General features: G+C 70.0%; 17 protein-coding genes. 9 read left to right on the plus strand and 8 right to left on the minus strand.

Going from position 1 to position 19,877, the window contains the following annotated elements; all coding sequences use genetic code 11:
• The first annotated feature begins 94 nt into the window (after window positions 1–94).
• The 9 genes from ACQY5G_RS04170 to ACQY5G_RS04210 all read left to right on the plus strand — a co-directional run bounded on the left by ACQY5G_RS04170 (window position 95) and on the right by ACQY5G_RS04210 (window position 8,800).
• The gene (locus ACQY5G_RS04170; protein WP_428277288.1) at window positions 95–478 is read left to right on the plus strand and encodes a hypothetical protein; all 384 of its coding nucleotides are present in this window, start codon (window positions 95–97) and stop codon (window positions 476–478) included.
• Window positions 450–2,579, plus strand: a complete 2,130-nt coding sequence (locus tag ACQY5G_RS04175) for a hypothetical protein (RefSeq protein WP_428277290.1) — start codon at window positions 450–452, stop codon at window positions 2,577–2,579. The genes ACQY5G_RS04170 and ACQY5G_RS04175 overlap by 29 nt, the downstream gene beginning before the upstream one ends.
• A 142-nt stretch (window positions 2,580–2,721) precedes the next feature.
• Entirely contained in the window at window positions 2,722–3,354 is a 633-nt protein-coding gene (locus ACQY5G_RS04180) for a (2Fe-2S)-binding protein (RefSeq protein ID WP_428277292.1), read from the plus strand.
• A gap of 13 nt (window positions 3,355–3,367) precedes the next feature.
• Window positions 3,368–5,764, plus strand: coding sequence for a xanthine dehydrogenase family protein molybdopterin-binding subunit (locus tag ACQY5G_RS04185; protein ID WP_428277294.1), 2,397 nt, complete (start codon window positions 3,368–3,370; stop codon window positions 5,762–5,764).
• Window positions 5,765–5,777: 13 nt separating this feature from the next.
• Window positions 5,778–6,776: an FAD binding domain-containing protein gene (locus ACQY5G_RS04190; protein ID WP_428277296.1), complete on the plus strand. Its 999-nt coding sequence runs from the start codon at window positions 5,778–5,780 to the stop codon at window positions 6,774–6,776.
• A gap of 27 nt (window positions 6,777–6,803) precedes the next feature.
• Window positions 6,804–7,679 carry a cytochrome b/b6 domain-containing protein gene (locus ACQY5G_RS04195; protein WP_428277298.1) on the plus strand — a complete coding sequence of 292 codons (876 nt, stop codon included), beginning with the start codon at window positions 6,804–6,806 and terminating at the stop codon, window positions 7,677–7,679.
• A complete protein-coding gene (locus ACQY5G_RS04200) occupies window positions 7,676–8,062 on the plus strand; it encodes a hypothetical protein (RefSeq protein ID WP_428277300.1) in 387 nt (128 codons plus the stop codon). Before ACQY5G_RS04195 ends, ACQY5G_RS04200 begins: the two co-directional genes overlap by 4 nt.
• A gap of 100 nt (window positions 8,063–8,162) precedes the next feature.
• Window positions 8,163–8,408: a hypothetical protein gene (locus tag ACQY5G_RS04205; protein WP_428277302.1), complete on the plus strand. Its 246-nt coding sequence runs from the start codon at window positions 8,163–8,165 to the stop codon at window positions 8,406–8,408.
• On the plus strand, window positions 8,405–8,800 hold the full coding sequence (locus ACQY5G_RS04210; protein ID WP_428277304.1) for a type II toxin-antitoxin system VapC family toxin: 396 nt from the start codon (window positions 8,405–8,407) through the stop codon (window positions 8,798–8,800). The genes ACQY5G_RS04205 and ACQY5G_RS04210 overlap by 4 nt, the downstream gene beginning before the upstream one ends.
• A 12-nt stretch (window positions 8,801–8,812) precedes the next feature.
• Here the strand turns inward: ACQY5G_RS04210 and ACQY5G_RS04215 are convergent, their stop codons facing one another.
• From ACQY5G_RS04215 to ACQY5G_RS04250, 8 genes are all read right to left on the minus strand, one after another.
• A complete protein-coding gene (locus ACQY5G_RS04215) occupies window positions 8,813–9,433 on the minus strand; it encodes a spondin domain-containing protein (protein ID WP_428277306.1) in 621 nt (206 codons plus the stop codon).
• A 148-nt stretch (window positions 9,434–9,581) separates the two neighbouring features.
• Window positions 9,582–10,832, minus strand: a complete 1,251-nt coding sequence (locus ACQY5G_RS04220; RefSeq protein ID WP_428277308.1) for a hypothetical protein — start codon at window positions 10,830–10,832, stop codon at window positions 9,582–9,584.
• A 13-nt stretch (window positions 10,833–10,845) separates the two neighbouring features.
• Complete coding sequence (locus ACQY5G_RS04225) at window positions 10,846–11,970, minus strand: NAD-dependent epimerase/dehydratase family protein (RefSeq protein WP_428277310.1); 1,125 nt, start codon at window positions 11,968–11,970, stop codon at window positions 10,846–10,848.
• 70 nt (window positions 11,971–12,040) lie between these two features.
• Entirely contained in the window at window positions 12,041–13,249 is a 1,209-nt protein-coding gene (locus tag ACQY5G_RS04230) for a serine hydrolase domain-containing protein (protein WP_428277312.1), read from the minus strand.
• Window positions 13,246–16,035: a DNA polymerase I gene (polA, locus tag ACQY5G_RS04235; RefSeq protein ID WP_428277314.1), complete on the minus strand. Its 2,790-nt coding sequence runs from the start codon at window positions 16,033–16,035 to the stop codon at window positions 13,246–13,248. Before polA ends, ACQY5G_RS04230 begins: the two co-directional genes overlap by 4 nt.
• A 156-nt stretch (window positions 16,036–16,191) precedes the next feature.
• The gene (locus tag ACQY5G_RS04240; RefSeq protein ID WP_428277316.1) at window positions 16,192–16,398 is read right to left on the minus strand and encodes a cold-shock protein; all 207 of its coding nucleotides are present in this window, start codon (window positions 16,396–16,398) and stop codon (window positions 16,192–16,194) included.
• Window positions 16,399–16,578: 180 nt separating this feature from the next.
• Window positions 16,579–18,870, minus strand: coding sequence for a transglycosylase SLT domain-containing protein (locus ACQY5G_RS04245; protein ID WP_428277318.1), 2,292 nt, complete (start codon window positions 18,868–18,870; stop codon window positions 16,579–16,581).
• A gap of 284 nt (window positions 18,871–19,154) precedes the next feature.
• Window positions 19,155–19,829 carry a MotA/TolQ/ExbB proton channel family protein gene (locus tag ACQY5G_RS04250; RefSeq protein WP_428277320.1) on the minus strand — a complete coding sequence of 225 codons (675 nt, stop codon included), beginning with the start codon at window positions 19,827–19,829 and terminating at the stop codon, window positions 19,155–19,157.
• Window positions 19,830–19,877 lie beyond the last annotated feature (48 nt).

Genomic DNA, 19,877 nt, shown 5'->3' on the forward strand with positions numbered 1-19,877 from the left:
CTGGAGCGGTGGCGGTGTTGCGGCGCGGACGGGGCCCTTGCGAGCTTGGAGCCGGCAGCGGGGCCGGAGCATGAGCAGGCGGAACGGAGGCGGCGTGGAGATCAAACGCGACCGGATGGTCCACCTCGGGTACGCGAAGTACTGGCGCTCCGACCAGATCGTCGGACTGCTCCCGATCGAGGAAGAGCGAGGACCCGGCCGGCGGACGGAGGTCTTCGTCGCCACCCGGTCCGAGCCCGTCACGGCGTCCCGATCCGAGGCTTCGATCCTGCAGGACATGGCGTCGCTCCCGGACGAAGCCCGGGTCGCCGAGGCCGGCTCCATCGCCGAGGACCTCGTCGGCGCGCTGCGCGACCTGTCGCCGGTGCTCAAGCGCATGCTGAAGAACGAAGAGGGGTTCGACGTCGAGTACTGGGCCGGCAGACTCCGACGGGTCATGGAGCCGGACGATGACGGGCAGGAGGATCTCTTCGGCTGACGGGCGACGGGTGGCGACCGCCGCGGTGGCCGTGGCGGCGGCGCTCTCCTTCGCGTCCGGGACCGGTGCCCAGGCAATCCCCGCCTCGCCGTCCGCGGCTCCGCAGGCCCGGGGTTCCGATGGCTGGGACTCCGAGGCGGCGCTTCTCCTCATCGAACGCGCGATCGAAGCGCGGCGGCACGCCTGGGCCGACAGCTCCCTCGAACGATTCCGTGCCGACGTGCGGGGGCACGTCTACTACCTGGGCGACATCCTCGGGGAACGGCACGTCATCCGGGCGGACCAGCTCGCGCTGGATGTCCGCTGGCAGCACCCGGACCGCTCGATGCAGACGATCATCGGACGCCGGCACGAACGCCGGCTGCCGACGACCATCGATTATCACATCGACCACCTCTTTCTCGTCCTCGACAACTTCCGGGACCGGATCGGGATCGGAGAGGGCCACGAGGTCCGGGACGTGCTTCATCCCGCGGCGGCGGGCGCGCGTGAATTCTATGAATACCGGCTGGCGGACTCGCTCGAGATCCGGCTCCGCGACCGGACCGCCCGGGTCTTCGAGCTGGAGGTTCGCCCGCGGGACGTGACGGCCGCGGGCGTCGTCGGGTCGCTCTTCGTCGAACGGGAGACGGGGGCCATCGCCCGGATGCGGATCACCTTCACCCGCGCCGCCTACCGGGACCCGCAGGTCGTTCGGCTCGTCGTCGACCTGCGCTCCGCGCTGCAGGAGGGTCGTTACTGGCTGCCCGACGAGCAGGAAATCGAGATCGCGCGGTCCCTTCCCTGGTTCGACTTCCCGCTCGCGACGCTGATCCGGACCCGCTTCCGCGTCCTCGACTACGAATTCGACGAGGAGGCGCTCTTCAGCCTCGCGCCGGGGCAGGTCATCTACAGCTATCGCGACGAAGAGCTGGCCCGCTTCGACGGCTGGGAAGACCCGCTTTACGGGGGACCCATCGAGGAGGGAAGCGCCGATGGCGATCCGGCGAGGGCCGTCGCGGACGCCCGCGGACTCCTGCGGCGGCAGGCGCTGCTCGGGGGCGGACCCTTGCAATTCGCGCTTCCGAACGCGTCGGGGGGAGTCCGGGCGCGGCGTTCCGAGGGGCTGTTCGTCGGGGCGGGAGGCGCCTGGCGGCCGAACGATCTCACCCGGATATCGTTCGGGGGCGGCCTTGCGGTCGGGGAAGCGCGACCGCAGGCGAGCCTCGGACTGGGGCGGCGCCTGGGGGAGGTCGAGGTGGCGGTCGACGGCTGGCTTCGGACTCACCGCGACGTGGGGCCGTCCGCCGGCGTGGGGGCGCTGCGGACGCTTTCCCTCCTCGCCCGCGGAGAGGACTACGAGGATCCCTACCTCACGACCGGCGGACGGATCGGGATCGCCCGCCGCGGCGGTCCCGTTCGCTGGCGGCTGGGCGCCTCGCTCGAGCGCCACCGGAGCGCCGGGCTGATCGTCGGCACGGTGCCGCTCGGAGACCGGCCGCTTCGCCCCGTGCGCCCGGTCGACGAGGGGGAACTCGCACGGCTCGATGCGGGTGTGACCGTGCGACTCCGAAGCGGATCGGGCGCGCGGTGGCTGCTCGGTCTCGCGGGCGAAGCGGCGGCGGACGGCGTCGGGAACTTCGGCTACACGCGCGCCACGGTCGCGCTGCGGGCCCGGGGGAGTCCGGGCGGCGCCTGGCACTGGGCGAGCGGCGTGGAGTTCGGTCTCGCCGGCGGGGAGTTGCCGGCCCAGCGGCTCTTCCTGCTCGGGGGGCGCGGTTCGCTGCCCGGCCACGAGTTTCGCGGCTGGGGCGGGGACCGCATGGCGCTGTGGCGCGCCGAGGTGTCGCGGGCCATCACCTCCCCGTGGGTGCGGCTGCGCGCCATCGGAGCCGCCGGCTGGGCCGGACTCGGCGGCGCGGGAGAAGGCGCCGCCCGCCGCTTCGGCGTGAGCGGAAGCGACGGTCTGCGTGCTTCGGCCGGACTCGGCCTCGGACTTGTCTACGACATCCTTCGCCTCGACGTCATGCGCGGTCTGCGCGGCGGTTCATCGCCCGGCGGAAGCGGCGGGAACTGGGTCCTCCTTTTCTCCATCGACCCCCGATTCCTCCGGATCCTGTAACAGCTCCGCCGGGAGCGCGGCCCGCAGTCTTGTTTCCGGGGGCGGGCGATGTAAGGATTCACCGTGGATCGTTGCGTCTTCCGTGGAAACGCGGCGAGCGCGACGCAAACGCGTAAAGAGGTCTCCCGCTTGAGGTTCGCCCATGAGTGACGCCGAGATCACGACCGAGACTCCAACCGGTCATTCCCGCAGGACGTTCATCAAGGGGGTCATCGCGACCGGCGCGGTGGTCTCCTCCTCCAGCCACCTCTTCCGGGCGAGGAGCCTGTCGGCGAGCGCGGCGGTGCGCGCGTCGATGCCCCGCATGATCTCGCTGGACGTGAACGGAACGTCGCGTTCGGTGGATGTCATGCCGCAGGAGACGCTGGCGATGACGCTCCGCTACAAGCTGGGCCTCACCGGCACGAAGCTCGGTTGCGACCGCGCGGAGTGCGGCGCCTGTACGGTGCTCGTCGACGGGGTTTCGCACTACGCATGTTCGATGCTGACGAACATGGTGCGCGACCGGTCGGTGACGACGATCGAAGGGCTCGAGAGCGCGGACGGGACGCTGCACCCGGTGCAGCAGGCGGTGATCGACGAAGGCGGATTCCAGTGCGCCTTCTGCGCGCCCGGCTTCATCATGAGCATGGTCGCGCTGACGAACGAGAACCCGGAGCCCACGCGCGAGGAGACGGCGGAAGCCCTCTCCGGCAATCTCTGCCGCTGCGGGGACTACAACAAAATCCTGAACTCCGCCATGCGTGCCGCCGAGTACGCGCGGCGCATGGTGTGAGGGGAGGACGGTCATGGCGCTAATCGGACAGGACATTTCGCCGCCGGATCTGCGCGCGAAAGTCACGGGACGGGCGAAGTACGCGGAGGACTTCAGGGCGGAGGGGATGGTCTTCGCCAAGCTTCTCCTGAGCCCCATGCCGCACGCCCGCGTGCGCAGCGTGGACGCGAGCCGCGCGCTCGCGATGCCCGGCGTGCTCGGGATCCTGCGGGCGAGCGAGGTCAACCAGCCCGAAGCCCCCGGCGAGCCGGCGCTCACGGATGAGCCGAAGTACGTGGGCGAGCCCATCCTCGCGCTGGCGGCGGTGGACGAGACGACGGCGGCGGACGCGATCGAGGCGATCGACATCGATTTCGAGCCGCTTCCCTTCGCGATCGACCCGCTCGACAGCCTGCGGCCCGGCGGACCGGACGCCCGTCTTGATGGCAACGTGCTTTATTTCGGCGAGGAGGGGCGTGAAGTGCTGCCCTGGAAGTGGACGCAGGCGGAGTTCGACGCGGCCGAGGCCGAGGGCCGGCTGCCGATGGGCGAGCCGACGGACGAGTGGTCGCACGGCGACCTCGACGCGGCGTTCGCCGACGCGGACTACGTCCTCGAGGACACGATCGTACACCAATCGCTGACCCACCACCCGATGGAGCCGCGAAGCTCCATGGCGTACTGGGAGGACGGGCGCTGCTACCTGTACGGTTCGACCCAGAGCACGCAGCGCGCCCACCAGGCGATGGCGGGACAGCTCGATCTGGAGCCGGACGAGCTCGTCTTCGTGGGCCAGTACTGCGGCGGCGGCTTCGGCTCGAAGATCGCCGGCGTCACCATCTACCAGGTCACCGCGCTCCTCGCGAAGAAGATCCAGCGGCCGGTGATGATGCGGATCAACCGCTACGAGGAGAACTACATCGGTCGCGCGCGCCCGGGCTTCCAGGCGTGGACGAAGATGGGTTTCCGGAGCGACGGGAAGATCACCGGGATCGACCTCTACATCATTCAGGACCACGGGCCCTACGGGCGGTCGGGCGACTACAACACCGCGGGCGCCGTGACGGACCTGATGTACCAGCCCGACGCGATGCGCTTCCGCGGCCTCACGCTCTACACGAACACTCCGCCGCGCTCGGCGCAGCGGGCGCCGGGCGGCGCGCAGATCGTCGCCATGCTCGAGCCGCTCGTCGACAAGGCGGCGCGCGAACTGGGGATCGACCGGGTGGAGATCCGCAAGATCAACGCCCCCACGCACGACTCGGAGTTCGGGCCACAGCGGGCGACGACGACGAGCGCCTTCGTGCGCGAGGCGATCGACGCGGGCGCGGCGCAGTTCGACTGGGCCGGGAAGCAGGCGCTCAGCGGGCAGCGGAACGGGACCAAGGTCACGGGGGTCGGCGTCGGCCTGAGCCCATACGTCGGCGGCTCGTCCGGGTTCGACGGGCTCCTCCTCATCCGCCCCGACGGGACGCTCTACATCCACCAGGGGATCGGGAACCTCGGGACGCACTCGATGGCGGACACGGCCCGGGCCGCGGCGGATGAACTCGGCCTCGAGTGGGACGACTGCGCGGTCATCTGGGGCGACAGCTCGCAGCACCATCCGTACAGCTCGGTGCAGGCGGGAAGCCAGACGATCCACGCGCACACGCGCGCGAACTACGCCGCCGCGCTCGACATGAAGCGGAAGCTGCAGGAGGTCGCGGCCGCCGCGCTGGGCGGCTCGGCGAGCGCCTACCAGGTCGGGGGCGCCCGCGTGAGCGGACCGGGGGGCTCCATGAGCTTCGCGCAGGCCGCCGAGCGCGCGATCGCCATGGGCGGCGAATACTCCGGTCAGGAGTTGCCGGAGGACATCAACGACTACACCCGGGCATCCGCCACGCAGCTGGCGGGCCAGGGCCTGATGGGCGTGGCGCGGGACAACTTCTCGCACGAGGGGTCGACGTGGTCGTGGGTCGTGGGCTTCGCGGTCGTCGAACTCGACACCGAGACCGGCGACGTGCGGATCGTCGACTACACGGGATCCGCCGACTGCGGCGTCGTCGTGCACCCGCGCAGCCTCGCGGCGCAGATCCACGGCGGCAGCGTGCAGGGCTTCGGCCAGGCGCGCAGCCAGAAGTGGGTGTTCGATCCCAAGTGGGGCGTGCCCTTCGCCCACCGGCTCTATACCGCGAGACCTCCCGGCATCCTCGATGTGCCGCTCAGCATGGACTGGGCGGCGGCGGGCGAGCCGGATCCGCAGACGCCGATCGGCGCCAAGGGGATCGGAGAGCCCCCGGTCGGGGCCGGGTCCGCGGCGGTCACGTCCGCGATCGCGGACGCGCTCGGCGGACGCTGCCTGTGCCGGGTCCCGCTGACGACGGACGTGATCCTGGCCGAACTCGAGGGCCGGGCGCAGCCGCACGCACTCACCGAGATCCACAGCTAGGGGAGATAGGACGATGGCCGTGATTCGCGACATGATGCCCGCGTTCGAGCTCTTCCAGCCGACGAGCGTGGACGAGGCGCTGGACGTGCTCGAGCGCCACGACAACACCTGGGTCCTGGCCGGCGGCCTCGACTCGATGGACTGGTTCAAGGACCGCATCAAGCGGCCCGACGTCGTCGTCGAGCTGGGCTCCGTGAGCGAGCTGACCGGGATCCGCGCGAGCGGAGACGGGCTCGAGATCGGCGCCATGACTTCGCTGCGCGACGTGGCGGCGAACGAGGACGTGCGGTCCCGCTTCGGAATCCTCGCCCGGGCCGCCGCCGAGGTGGCGACGCCGCAGATCCGGAACCAGGGGACGCTGGGCGGCAACCTCATCCAGGACACCCGCTGCTGGTACTACCGGGGCGGGTGGCCGTGCTACCGCGCGGGCGGGAACATCTGCTACGCGGGGACGCCCCGCTCCATGAACCGCGAGCACGCCGTGACCGGACAGAGCCGCTGCGTGGCCGTGAACGGCGCGGACACGGCCGGGGCGCTGGTCGCCCTCGGCGCGCAGATGATGGTGCGGAACCCGGGCGGCGAGCGCGTCTACGAGGCCGAGGACTTCTTCGTCGGCCCGGAGATCGACATCCAGCGCATGACCGTGCTGCAGCCGGGAGATCTCCTGACGCACGTGCGTATCCCCGGCGACTGGGCGGGCGCGCGCTTCTACTGGGAGAAGGTCCGCGACCGGAAGTCGTGGGACTGGGCGCTGGCCAGCGTGGCCGCCGCGATCATCGAGTCGAACGGCACGATCGAGCGCGCCCGGATCGCCGTCAACGGCGTGGCCCCGACGCCGGTGCGGCTGACCGACGTCGAGGATCTCGTTCAGGGGATGCCCGCGAACGACGACACCGGCATGGCGGCCGGCGAACTCGCCACGCGCGGCTTCAAGCCGCTGCGCCACAACGACTACAAGGTACCGCTCGCGCGGAATCTCGTCCGGCGCGCGGTGCGAGGAGACGCAGCCTAGCCGCGTCCCGGAAAGGACAGCTCCTGGATGGAGATTCTCCGCACAGCTCCGAACCCCTGGGGCCAGGAGGTACTCGTCGGCGTCGCCTGGGACCTGCTCTGGGCCGCCGCCATTGCCGGCTTCCTCTTCGTGGTCGGGCACCACCTGTACGTCTGGATCATGGCGCCCAAGGCCGAGAAAAGCGCGGCGGGCCCGGCACCTGACATCCCCGAGCGCGTCGAACGCCATTCGTCGGCATCCCGGACATTCCACTGGCTGATGGCAGCCACGATGCTCACGCTGCTCGTCACCGCGTTCTTACCCGTGATCGGCGTCCAGTTCGCGTGGGTCACGATCCACTGGATCGCGGGCATCGTCCTCACCCTCCTCATCATCTACCACATTATCCACGCGACGACGAAGCAGGACCTCTGGTCGGTGTGGACCGGGGCGAAGGAGATGAGGCAGGCGTTCGAATCCATCGGGAAGTTCCTCCGCCGCCAGCCGGCCAAGGAGGAGCGCTCGGGCAAGTATCCGCTCGACCAGCGGGCCTACCACAACGCGGTGACGCTCGTCTCGGTGGGGGTCATCGTCACCGGTATCCTCATGATGTTCGGGGTCGACACCTGGTTCTGGGCCAGCAATCCGTACTTCCTCTCCGACTCCACGTGGGGGCTCGTGTTCGTCCTGCACGGGCTGTGCGGGGTCGGGCTCGTCACGATGGTCATCGCCCACATCTACTTCGCGATCCGACCCGAGAAGCGCTGGATGACCCGCTCGATGATCAAGGGCTGGATCACGCGCGAGGAATACCTCGAGCACTACGACCCCGACCTCTGGAAGCTGCAGACGGAGCCCGCCGGGGCCGAGTTGGCCGGAGGGAGCGCGTCGTCCGCGGATCCCGACGGGGCCGTGCCCGCTTGAGCCGCGAGGAGCTGAAGGCCCACATCGAGGTCCTCGAAAAGGCGTACGAGTTCTTCCTCTCCTACGCCGCGCTCGGCGCCGAGCAGGAGGAAGCCTCGAAGGTCGGCGGCCAGTTGCGGGAATACCTCAGCCGGACGGACGCGGCGCTCGGGGCGCTGGCGAACGACCTCGGCGGCCTGCTCGCGGCGGAGGGGCTGGAACCGGCGGGCGCCTACCGTGACATGATCGACGTCACTTCGGCCGACGCCGCCCGCGCCGGCGCGGCCGTGCGGATCGTCCTCGCCCAGGAGACGATCAGCTCACAGTTGATCGACAACCTCAACGCCTCATCCCACCTGCGGGCGCTCCTCACCGACCTCTTCCTCCTCGACGACGTCGTCTGACCCGCGCAGATCCTCATCACGGATCGTTGACCGCCCTCCCGCGCTTTCATACGATGCAGTCGTGTGATGCTGTTTGTGAATGCAAGAAGGAGTACCCCGGTTGAAGACATTGACGGTAAGGAAGATCCCGCCCGAACTCGGGAGCGCGCTGGACGCCGAGAAGCGCCGGCGAGGCCAATCCCTCAACCAGACGGTGATCGATCTGCTCAAGCAGAGCCTCGGGGTCGGGCGGCGGAGGTCCAACGGACTCGCGCGGTTCGGCGGCGACTGGACCGAGGAGGAGTACCGGGAATTCAAGGAAGCGACGAGAGTGTTCGAGGAAATCGACGAGGAGATGTGGCGGTGACTCGCTACTGCCTGGACACGTCGGCCTACAGTTGTTTTCGTCGTGGACACCGCCGGTTGGCCGAGGTGCTGGACTCGGGCGCGTGGGTCGGCGTGCCCGTGATCGTGATCGGCGAGTTGCGCTATGGCTTCCAGTTGGGCGGGCGGCGGGCGTACAACGAAGCGAAGCTGTCGGACTTTCTTGCCAGTCCGGCGGTCGAGGTGCTGCGGGTGGATGAGGATGTGGCGGCGTGTTACGCCGACATCGTGGCGGCATTACGCCGTGCCGGCACGCCGGTCCCCGTCAACGACGCGTGGATCGCCGCCTGCGCTGCGCATACCGGCTCAACGGTGCTCACCGCAGACGCGCACTTCGAACGCATCCGGCGGATCGGCGTTCTCACCGTCTCGTGAATGGCCCCGAGGCTACGCGTCGGTGCGGGTGAAGGTGAAGGTGCCGATGGGTTCGTCCGAGAAGGGGCGCTCGCCCCGCAGGCTGTGGATGGACTCCCTCGGCTGCGTGTCGTCGTTGGCGGAGGTGTAGTTCGGCCCGCTGTCCGTTCCCGCGTCGTAGGGGTAGAGGACGACCTCGAGTTCCCCGATCCAGTTTCCATCGGCGTCGCGCAGCGACAGGCCGGACACGCCCACGAACCAGTCCGGGCTCGGGGCGATCATCGTGACGAGGGTGATGAGCGGGAAGTCCTCCCGAAGGGTGATCGCCTGAATCGTCGTGCTGCCGGGGCTGCGGATCCCGGAGCCATTGATGACGGCCAGCGCGGCTCCCGGGATTTCGGCCTGGATCTCTGCGGACAGCGTACCGGTGCCGCCGGTCTCGGCCATCCTCTCGATCCCCGGCGTGGCGGTGCCGTCCGGCTCCCAGAAGGTGACGCCGCCGTTGTGCACGGCGCCGATCAGCGGAGAGAGATGTGCGCCGCCGGGAAAGTTCGTGGGGTGCGTCGAGGCGCTCCACGTCGACGCGAAGACCACCCGATACGTCGCCGTGGTCGACGCGACCGGCGCCGGCGGCTGTTCAGGCTCCGGAACCACGAGGCGGCCGGTCTCATTTACGCACCCAGCCGCCGCGGCGAGGGCGACCGCAGGCGCGAGCCGTCGAAGCCAGGCGTTCGGGAACGTCGGTGATTTGCTGTTCACGGTGCCTCCAACCGCCGGAGTCCCCAAAAGGTTCCGGCCCGAGTCAGCGGCAGGCACGATCGACGCGGTAGCGGTGGACGTAGGGGACATCGAACGCGCCCCGCGTCGTCGCCCAGATTTCCGTGCGACTGGCCCGGAGAATCCTCAGGCGCGGGTCCCAGTTTTCGGGATCGGCTGGCTCCTCGATGCGCACGGATCCCTCCAGCCGGCCGTCCTCGTCGTAAATCTCCCATACGTCGGCCGGGTCGGGCCACGCCTCGCGGAGGAGCCACATCGAGCCGTCTCCGCCCGCCACGATCCTGCGCACGGGGGGATAATACTCGGGGAAGGAGATGAGTTCGCGCCCGATCCGCCGCTTCCGCTCGGGATCGCTCGTGTCCCACGGCGACCCGCCCCGGGCCAGCCGGTCCGCCATTCGTTCGCGCTGGAGGGATTGTTCGGCGCGCGTGATGGGCCGGGGTTTGTACGGGACCGCGCGCCGGAGCAGCGTGTCGCCGTTGAAGCGGATCCTGAGGAGATCGAAGCTCGCGTCCTCCCGATCGTCCCGCACTTCACCGATCAGGACGACGGCGGAACCATCCGGCGTGGCGGCGACCGGCAGCCCGGACTCTCCCCACCAGGGACCGAGCGGGTGCTCAGTCATCACGCCCCACCCGTACCGGTCCGTCTCGTGTTCGAGCGCGTAGGACCCCAGGTGTCGCTCGACGATGGCGAGCGTGTCGATGATCTCGCCGGCGGCCGAGACCCGACGCAGCGCGGCCCGGTCGGCTTTCAGGAAGCGGTCCGAATCCTGGTTCACCATGCGGTACGGCAGAAACGTCCCGTCCGGTAGCGGTCGGCCGGGACGCAAGGTGGATCCCTCCGCAGGCAGTCCGATGACGAAGCTCACTCGATCAAGCTCGGATCCGTCGGTCGCGAGAAACTGCGTCCCCAGCCCGTGGCTCACCCAGAGCGTATCTGCGAGCCAGCCCAGGTTCCGCAGCGGCCTGGGGAACTCGCCGGGTCCCTGGCCCTCGCGACCGATCGTGCCCGCAGGTCGACCATCGGGCCAGAACACGCGGATGGGATCCCAGGACTGGAGGAGGTACACGCGGCCATCGGGCCCGATGGCCAGATCCCGCACATAGGTGAGCATCCCATCGCCGTCCACGGATCCCAGGCGGAGCGTCTCCTCGAGTTCCCAGGGACCGTCGCAGACTTCCTGGGCCGCGGTCCGGGCCGGGCCGCACAGGCCTCCCGCAGCTGCGACCGCGGCTACGGCGGCGACGGCACGGATCCGAAGGAGGCGCGTCATGTCCCGGGGGCTCTCAGGCGCTGGCGTGCCAGGCGGCGAGGACCGCGGCTTCCAACTCGGCGGGAAGGCCGGCCCGCGGCTCCGCGCGGCGCTCCTCGGGGAGCGAGTTCCACCATTCGACGGTGTCGCGGGCGGTGTCCGCGAGCGGGCGGAAGGTGAGCCCGGCCTGCACGGCGGCCGCCACCGATACCTGGTTCATCCCCACCGTCTGCCCCTCGGGCGGCGTCCAGTTCGTCATGTGCATCCACGGCGCGACCTCCTGCTCCCGCATGAACGCCGTCGGCACCCAGGTGAACGACGCGTCTGAGCCCAGCGCGCCGCGGATCTCCTCCAGCATGTCCCCGAACTGCTGCACTTCGCCCGTGGCGTTGTACGTGCCGCCGGTCCCGGGGCCCTCGACGAGGCGCACGATCCACTCGGAGAGGTCGCGGGCGTCGACGTTCTGCACGGGGTCGGCGGGAGTGTTGGGGGCGAGCACCTCCCCGCCGCGGTCGACCCGCACCGGCCAGTACGTCCAGCGGTCCGTGTTGTCGCCGGGCCCTATGATGAGCCCCGGGCGCACGATGATCGCGTTCTCTCCGAAGGCGTCGCGCGCGTACTCCTCGCAGCGCGCCTTCCTGGGGCCGTACTGGCCGTCGTCCTCCGCCTCGTCCGGCGAGAGCTGCCCCACGTGGTAGTCCTCGTCGATCCCGACCGTGGCGAAGTCCGCGTAGGCCGAGATGGACGAGACGAAGAGGTAGCGGTCGACCTGGTCGCGGAGGAGGTCGGCCGTGGCGGCGACCCAGCTCGGGTAGGAGGCCGAGTTGTCGATCACCGCATCCCACTCCCTCCCCTCGAGCGCCGACAGATCGCTCGTGCGATCGCCGATGAGTTGCTCGACGCGCTCGAAGTAGTCGTGGAAGAAGGGCGGTTCGGTCTGCCCGCGCGTGAAGATCGAGACCTCGTGGCCCCGGTCGAGCGCGTACTTGACCTGGTGGGGGCCGATGAAGCGCGTTCCGCCGAGGATGAGGATGCGGAGAGGTCGTTCGGAACCCCCGGCGCAGGCGGCGGAGCCGAAGGCGCCCATGACGCCCAGGGCGCCGCCGGCGCGCGCGGACGTCTTCACGAACTCTCGTCGGGTCTGGTTCCACTTCGTCATCGCTTCGTCCCTTTCGTTCTTGCGGGGTTCCGCCATCGACGGATCGCGACGACGCTGCCGACGCGGACCGTCATCTCGTCTCATCCCTCTCTTCGGCGCGGGGTCCGGACCAGCCGTACGCGTGGGCGACCGTGATCGCGATCTGGGCCGCGAGCTCGCTCCCGGAGTCGGAGTTCGTCATCACGAAGACCCCGTCGTCCCCGTCGATGTACGCCGCGAACGTGCAGCGGAAGCCCTGGTTCGAGCCGCCGTGCCGGAAGCGTTCGCCGTCCTCGGAGATCGCCGGGCCCAGCCCCCAGTCGTCCGCGTCGGGCGTCAGCATCTGGCGGGCGAGCGCTTGTCCCAGCACGCGGGTCGACTCGCCCCTCCAGGCGCGCTGCAGCTCGCGGGCGTAGAGCGCGAGTTCGCTCGGCGTCGTCCACAGGCCCGCGGCCGCCTGTTCGGGATAGGTGTGCCACCCGCCCGGAACGGGCTCGCCGTCCGACCGGTAGCCCGTCGCGATGTCGTCCTGCCGCTCGGGGGGGATCGGCTGTTCGTAGGTCGAGCGCGACATGCCGATCGGGTCGAGGACCTCCTCGCGCATGACCGCGGCGAACGGTTTGCCGGCCATGTCGGCCACGAGTTGCTGCATCACCGTGTAGCCGCCTCCGGAGTATTGCCAGCTCTCCCCGGGCGCCTTGTAGACGCGCACCGGGTCCGTGTTGCCGCGGCCGTCGAGGACGCCCCGCCCGTCGGGCGCCTCCTCGTCCGGGCCGTACCCGGGGAAGCCCCACACCGTGAGGCCGGCCCTGTGCGTGAGGAGCCCGCGCAGGGTGACGGGCCCCTGCTCCGTGAACGCGTTGTCCGGCACCCGCCAGCTCGTGAGATGGGCGTTGACGTCCCCGTCGAGGTCCACCCGGCCCGATTCGACGAGGCGGAGGGCGGCGAGGGCCGCCACGGGCTTGGAGATGGAGGCCGCCTGGAAGAGCGTGTTCGGCGTCACGGGCCGGCCCGATTCGACGACGGCGAGCCCGTAGCCGCGCGCCCAGGCGATCTCGCCGTCGACCAGGACCGCGACGCTGACGCCGGGCACGCCCAGTTCGGCCATGCGGTCCGCGAGCGAGGATCGCACGACGGGCTCGCCGCGAATCGTGAACGCCGGCATCAGCGATGACTCGACGAGCGCCTCGGGGGATCCGTCCGCGACCCGGTCCGGCACGGAGCTGTCGGGCGTGGAGGGCGGCGCGCACGCGAGCGCGGACGCTGTCCAGGCGATGAGGGCGATCCGGGCTGCGTTCACGATGCCTTCCCGAATTTGCAGTCGTACCAGCTGCGGCCGATGCCGAGATCGACGCGCAGGGGGACGGTCAGCTCGATGGCCCCCTCCATCTCCTCGCGCACGATCCCGCCGATGGCTTCAACATCGGACTCCGGGGCCTCGATGAGCAACTCGTCGTGTACCTGCAGCAGCATGCGGGCCTCGGTCCCCGCCAGGCGCTCGTGCAGCCGGATCATCGACACCTTGATGAGGTCCGCCGCGGACCCCTGGATGGGGGAGTTGGTCGCGGTACGTTCGCCGTAGCCGCGAATGCCGGGGTTCCTGGACCTGATCTCGGGGATGTACCGCCGGCGTCCGAACAGCGTCTCGACGTAGTTCCGGTCCCGCGCCAGTTCCTTCATCTCCTCGAGGTAGGCCGCGACGCCCGCGAACCTCTCGAAGTATCCGTCGATGAACTCGCTCGCCTGCGTCCGCGAGATGCCGAGCTGATGGGCGAGCGCGAACGGACCCTGGCCGTAGATGGTCGCGAAGTTGATCGTCTTCGCCTGCTCGCGCATGGTCGGCGTGACATCGTCCGGCTCGACCCCGAAGATGCGTGCCGCGGTTTCCCGGTGGATGTCGCGCTCCGCCCGGAACGCCTCCACGAACGCCTCGTCCCCCGAGAGGTGGGCCATCACGCGGAGTTCGATCTGGGAGTAGTCCGCCCCGGTGAACAGGTGGCCGGGGGCGGCGACGAACCCCTTCCGGATCTCGCGCCCCAGCGTCCGCCGGATCGGGATGTTCTGGAGGTTGGGGTCCGAGGAGGAGAGCCGGCCCGTCGCGGCGACGGTCTGGTTGAAACGGGTGTGGATGCGCCCCTCGTCGTCGATGAGGCGCGGGAGCACGCTCACGTACGTGCCGTCCAGCTTGTCGAGTTCCCGGTGTTCGAGGATGAGGCGCGGAAGTTCGTGGCCCATGGCCGCGAGTTGTTCGAGCACGGACTCGTCCGTCGAGGGGCCGGTCTTCGTCTTCTTGAGGACGGGCAGCGCGAGCTGGTCGAAGAGAAGCGCCCGCATCTGCGGCACGGAGCGGAGGTTGACCTCGGTCCCGGCGATCTTGTGGATCTCCGAGCGCACGGCATCGAGATCGCGCCGCAGGCGGGCGCGCAGCTCGCCGAAGAAGTCGAGGTCGATCGCGATGCCCGCCCGTTCCATGCTCGCGAGGACAGTCACGAGCGGCATCTCGACCTCGCGGAAGAGGCGGCCCATGCCCGTGCGCACGAGGTCGGCTTCGTCGACCTTCGCGAGGCGGTGCAGGAGAGCGGCGCGGGCGCCGGCCCATTCGCCGACGCGCGCAGGCTCGACCGATGCGAGGGGGAGGCGGTTCCGTCCGGTGCCCGTGATGGCGTCGCCCGTCTCGAGCGCGACGCCCAGGCGGTCGGGGCCGAGGGTGGAGAGGGCGCGGTCGCGGCGGGCCGGATCCAGGCAATAGGAGGAGATCTGCGTGTCGAACGCAGCGTCGTCCTCGAGGCCGCCCAACTCGACGCCGTGCCGGCGCAGGAGCTGGGCGGCGTACTTGAGGTCATGCCCGAGTTTTGGGGTGTCCGAGGCGAGCAGTTCGCGCAGGCCTCGCATGTCGGACGACGTCATCCCCGGCAGTCCGACCGGGTCGCCCGCGTCGAAGGCGAGGGTCGGGTTTCCCGCCGCATCGTGCTGGATTTCCGGGGCCCGGTGCCCGAGGGGCAGGTAGAAGGCGCGGGCCTCCGAGGCGGCGACCGCGAGACCGACGAGGTCGGCGCCGAGCGGATCGTCGGAACTGCCCGCGACGAAGAGTCCGATGCGCGGAGCTTCCGAGCACTCGTCCAGCAGAGCGCCCAGCCCATCCGCGTCGGCCACCACGTCCACCTCCGGGGCGAACCGCTCGGCTTCGGTCGCCGGCGCCTCCAGCTCCCTCAGCAGGTTGTGAAACTCCAGGTCGCGGAAGACGGACGCCGCCTTTTCGGCGTCGAGCGTCCGTGACCGGAGGCTCTCGAGATCGAGGCTCACGGGCGCATCGGTGCGGATCGTCACCAGCTGCCTGGAGCGCCGGGCGTCGTCGGCATGCTTGAGAAGCGCGTTACGCGCCCGCGCGGCCTTGACCTCGTCCGCTCGCGCGAGGATGGACTCCAGGTCGCCGAACTGCCGGATGAGAGCGGGCGCGGTCTTCTTTCCGATGCCGGGCACGCCGGGGACGTTGTCGGAGGAGTCGCCGAGCAGCGCGAGGAAGTCGGTCACGCGCTCCGGCGGCACGCCGAACCGCTCCTCGGCGTTGTCCGGCGTCACCCACACCTGTTCCACTCCGGCGGGTCCGCCGCGGCCCGGATTGAGCAACGCGGTGCGATCGTCCACAAGCTGGTGGAAGTCCTTGTCTCCGGAGACGATGACGGTGCGCAGATCACGGCGCGCGGCCTTCTGCGCGAGGGTCCCGATCACGTCGTCCGCCTCCCACCCTTCCGCCTCGATGACGGGCACCCGGAAGGCGTCGAAGACCTCCCGACACCGGGGGAGGGACGCCCGGAGTTCGTCGGGCATCTTCTCTCGCGTGGCCTTGTACTCCGGGTAGATGTCGGTGCGGAAGCTGTCGCCGGCGTCGAACGCGACGCCGAGATAGTCGGGTGCGTGATCGGCGATCAGCCGCATGAGGAAGCGGGCGATTCCGTAGGGCGCCGACGTGTTCTCGCCGCTGGAGGTCGTGAGCGGCCGGTTGATCATGGCGAAGAATGCGCGGTAGATGAGCGCGTAGCCATCGAGCAGGAAGAGCGACGGACGGGCGGCCCGTGCGGGCTTCACGACGCCTGGCGCCGCCACACGGCGTTCACGGGCTGTCGGAGAGGGTCGGCATGGCATCTATGTATGGCGGGGGGGCCGTCCGTGGCAAAGCCGGGGACAAAAAAAGCGCCCCGCCGGGTGGGGCGGGGCGCGTGAAGCTCCGGCTGCGGCATCCGGTCAGGCGGTGCGCACGACGCGGGTCGCGTGCAGGCCCTTGTCGCCCTGCGTGAACTCGTAGTCCACTTCCATCCCTTCGGCGAGCGTCTTGTACCCGTCCATGTCGATGGACGAATAGTGGACGAAGACGTCATCGCCGCCGTCGGGCTGCTCGATGAAACCGTACCCCTTGGAGTCGTTGAACCACTTTACCGTACCTGATGGCATCCTGCCTCCTGCGAACGTCGGTGATGGGTGTTGCGGGCGCGTCGCGCGGCTGGCCGTGCATCGTTTTTCGCGTCTTTTTTTCGCCCCGCCGGACTCGAGACGCACCTATGCTACGGGAGCGATTTGGAGCCGTCAACACGTCGTTACGGGATCGTCGCGGAGCCGTCGAAAACCGTCTGTTCAGGGCTTCGCGGAGGCCAGATCCGGGTACAGGAAGCGATAGATTTCGGCGAGTTCCGTGACCGCCCGAACGTACTCGCGCGTTTCTCTGTAGGGGATCCGCTCGACCAGCTTTTCCTCATCCGAGAACTCGGGAAAATCGCGCCAGCGCGTGTAGCGGTGGGGGCCGGCGTTGTAGGAGATCATCCCCGCGATATCGAAGTCGTCGAAGCGGCGGAGGACTTCCGACAGGTACCGGGTCCCGAGCATCAGGTTGATCTGCGGGACCGTGAGCTGGTGGCGGCGATAGCCGGCGAGTCCCGCGCGGGAGGAGACGTTGCGGGCCGTCTCCGGCAGGAGCTGCATGAGGCCAATGGCGTTGGCGACGGAGCGGATCTCCGGGTCGAACATCGACTCGCGACGCGAGAGTCCGGCGACGAAGTGGGGCGGCAATCCGTTCCGCTCCGCGGCGGCGACGAGGGCCTCGCGATAGGGCAGCGGATAGATCGCTTCGAGAAGCGGCCGGGTCCAGCGCCCGCGAATGGCCTGCGCGCGCCACCCTTCGCGAATCCCCTCCCGCGTCCATTCCGCGGCATTCAGCGCGTGCGCGAACGCGAGGATCGCGCCGTAGGTCGACGGCCCGCGCTCGCTCGCCCGGCGGTATTCCCGGCGTGCCCGCTCGGGCCACCCCACCTCCCGCAGCACGTTCATGCGCCGGAGCGCGGTCGCGTGGATGGGATCGAGCTCGGGCAGCGGCTCCGCTTCCGCGAGCCCGATCGTGGCCAGGCGATCCGTGCCGGTGCGGGGCTCCGCGAGGATGGCGTAGTAGTCCAGCGGGTTGTACCGCAGGGCGCGGGCGTAGAACGCGCTCGCGGCCTGGGTGTCCCCCAGCGCCTCCGCGACCTTGCCGCTCCAGTAGATGGCTCCCTGGACCCACCCGCCCTCCGGGTAGCGCTCGCGGTATTCGGCCAGGAGCGCGCGCGCCTCCGGGTAGCGGCCCTCGTGGTACGCCAGGAGGGCGAGCCGTTCCAGCGACCGCGAGCCGTAGGTCGCTTCCGGGAAGGCGCGGTACGAGCGTTCGAAACCCTCCGCGGCGATGTCGGGGTGGCCGGCATCGTGCTCGAGGTCCGCGAGCAGGTAGGCGGCGCGGGCCGCGACATCCCCGGTGCCGCGGGCGGCCGTCTCGTGAGCCGTCGCGGCGTCGCCGGGGCGTCCGAGCGCACGGTAGATGCTGGCGGCGAGCATCCACAGCGACGCCCGGGGCGCGGCGACGGAAGCGGGATCCCCGGTCCACGGGGCGAGCGTCTCCGCCGCCCGTCCGGGGTCGCCCAGCGCCATGTAGGTCGAAGCGAGAGACTCGGCGATGCCCGGACGTTCGGCCGCGGGTGCGAGCTCGAGCGCCTCCGAAAGGTAGCCGGCGCCACGGGAGCGACGGCCGGCGCGGGTGTCGGAGCGCCCGACATCGCGCAGCGTCCGCCACGATCGCGTGAGCGCGAGGAGGGCCGGCCCCGTCTCCGGCGTCTGAAGGCCTCTCGCGAGCGCGGCGGCGAAGGCCGACTCCGCCGCGGCGGAGTCCCCGGTCGCCAGGTAGTGCGGTCCGAGGTGCCGGGCGGCGAGGATGTTCCGGACGCCCCTTCCGGCGCGGCTCGCGAGCGCGGCTCCGCGTTCGGGATCCCCGAGCTCGAAGGCCAGGCGCGCCGCCGGGAGGAGCGCGGAATCCGCCGGTACGCGGGCCTCGCGTACGATCGAGTCGGCGAGGGCGAAGGCGTCCCGGTCCTCGGCCTCCGCCAGGGCGTAGAGGCGCGAGAGCCGCAACCACGGAGCGAACTCGGGGTGCTCGCGCTCGGCGAGGACGAGTTGGTCCCGCGCTTCGAACCAGTGATACCGCCGGTAGGAGACGCGGGCGAACTCCACCCGCGCGCGGAGCGGAGGCGTCCCGTCGACCGCGTCCAGATACGCGCGGTAGTGCGCCGCGGACCGGGTCAGGCTGTCGAGTCCCGCGTACGCTCGAGCGAGGAGGAGCGCCGCCTGCGACTGCGTGGCCGTGGGTGGACCCTCCCGTCCCGCGAGGAGGCCCAGCACGGAAGCCCATGCCCGCTGATCCACGAACGCCTGCGCCGCCAGAAGCACGATCTCGTCCCCTCGCACCTCGCCCGCGGCGAGCTCGCGCGCCAGCAGAGCCGATGCCGAGACCGGCATCCGGGCATCGAGAAGGCGCTGCGCGCTTGCCGTCGTCGGCGTGATCTCGGCGGGGTTGGATGGGCGTGCTGCGTTCCCGGTCTGCGCGCCGAGAGCGGACACCAGGACAAGCATCAGTAGCGACGCCAACCAGAGATCGCGTACGCGATGGATGCGCTTAAGGCGCCGGATTTGCCGCTGAACATGCACAGGAAGGCCTCCTTCCCACGTCGTCCCCACCCCACTCACGCCGGGGCCCCGGCCTGCGGCCCGACACCGAACTTCAATGTTCCGGTGCCCTCGATGCAAGCGGAGGCCTCCCCGGATCCGAAAAAAGCGGCCCGCCGGGATGGCGGGCCGCTCGTTCGGAACCCCATCGCCTGCGCCGGGAAACGCCCCGGCGAACCGTCTCTTCTCTTCTAGGCGGCCACCCGCTCGTGCAGCGCGTCGATGAGACGCTGTGCACTCTCTTCCATGTCGATGACGAGGCGATCGATCTTCGTCACGAAGTAGTTGTGGAAGATGTTGATCGGAATCGCGATCGTGAGGCCGGTGGCGGTGGTGATGAGCGCGACCTTGATCCCGCCGGCGACCAGGGTGGCTTCCACTTCGCCCGCGATCTCGATGGCCTGGAAGGCCATGATCATCCCGATCACGGTCCCGAGGAAGCCGAGGAGCGGAGCGACGTTCGACAGCGTCGCCAGCCACACGAGACCCTTCTCGAGGCCCGCGACTTCGATGGCGCCGGCATTCTCCACCGCCTGCGTCGCGCGGTCGGTCCCCTCGTTGTACCGCGAGAGCCCCGCGCTGAGGACGTTCCCCGCCGGAGCGCCGGACTCGGTGCAGAGTTCGAGCGCCTCATCGAGGTGGCCGGCGGCGATCTGTTCATCGGCTTCCCGGAGGACGTTCTTGTTCTTGCCGCCCTTCAACTGGAGGTCGACGAGCTTCCAGAGGATGATGAGGACCCCGATGGCCAGCGCGGCGCCGAGCGGCCACATCATCCACCCCCCGGCCTCCCAGATCTCCGCGAGGTTGAGCGTCTGTCCTTCGCCCAGCGTCAGTGTCTCCTGCAACCAGAGTGTGGACGCGATCAAGGTGGGCCTCCCGGTAAGATTGATCGATTGACTGGCTCGCACCGTCCG

The sequence above is a fragment of the Candidatus Palauibacter sp. genome, assembly GCF_965261555.1.
Taxonomy (GTDB): Bacteria; Gemmatimonadota; Gemmatimonadetes; order Palauibacterales; family Palauibacteraceae; genus Palauibacter.

What these genes read in the sequence shown, in the direction of transcription:
- ACQY5G_RS04245 (WP_428277318.1), bottom strand. Translation starts at nt 18,870, where the DNA reads ATGCTTGTCCTGGTGTCCGCTCTCGGCGCGCAGACCGGGAACGCAGCA.
- ACQY5G_RS04225 (WP_428277310.1), bottom strand. Translation starts at nt 11,970, where the DNA reads ATGACGAAGTGGAACCAGACCCGACGAGAGTTCGTGAAGACGTCCGCG.
- ACQY5G_RS04185 (WP_428277294.1), top strand. Translation starts at nt 3,368, where the DNA reads ATGGCGCTAATCGGACAGGACATTTCGCCGCCGGATCTGCGCGCGAAA.
- ACQY5G_RS04190 (WP_428277296.1), top strand. Translation starts at nt 5,778, where the DNA reads ATGGCCGTGATTCGCGACATGATGCCCGCGTTCGAGCTCTTCCAGCCG.
- ACQY5G_RS04220 (WP_428277308.1), bottom strand. Translation starts at nt 10,832, where the DNA reads ATGACGCGCCTCCTTCGGATCCGTGCCGTCGCCGCCGTAGCCGCGGTC.
- ACQY5G_RS04240 (WP_428277316.1), bottom strand. Translation starts at nt 16,398, where the DNA reads ATGCCATCAGGTACGGTAAAGTGGTTCAACGACTCCAAGGGGTACGGT.
- ACQY5G_RS04180 (WP_428277292.1), top strand. Translation starts at nt 2,722, where the DNA reads ATGAGTGACGCCGAGATCACGACCGAGACTCCAACCGGTCATTCCCGC.
- ACQY5G_RS04175 (WP_428277290.1), top strand. Translation starts at nt 450, where the DNA reads ATGACGGGCAGGAGGATCTCTTCGGCTGACGGGCGACGGGTGGCGACC.
- ACQY5G_RS04195 (WP_428277298.1), top strand. Translation starts at nt 6,804, where the DNA reads ATGGAGATTCTCCGCACAGCTCCGAACCCCTGGGGCCAGGAGGTACTC.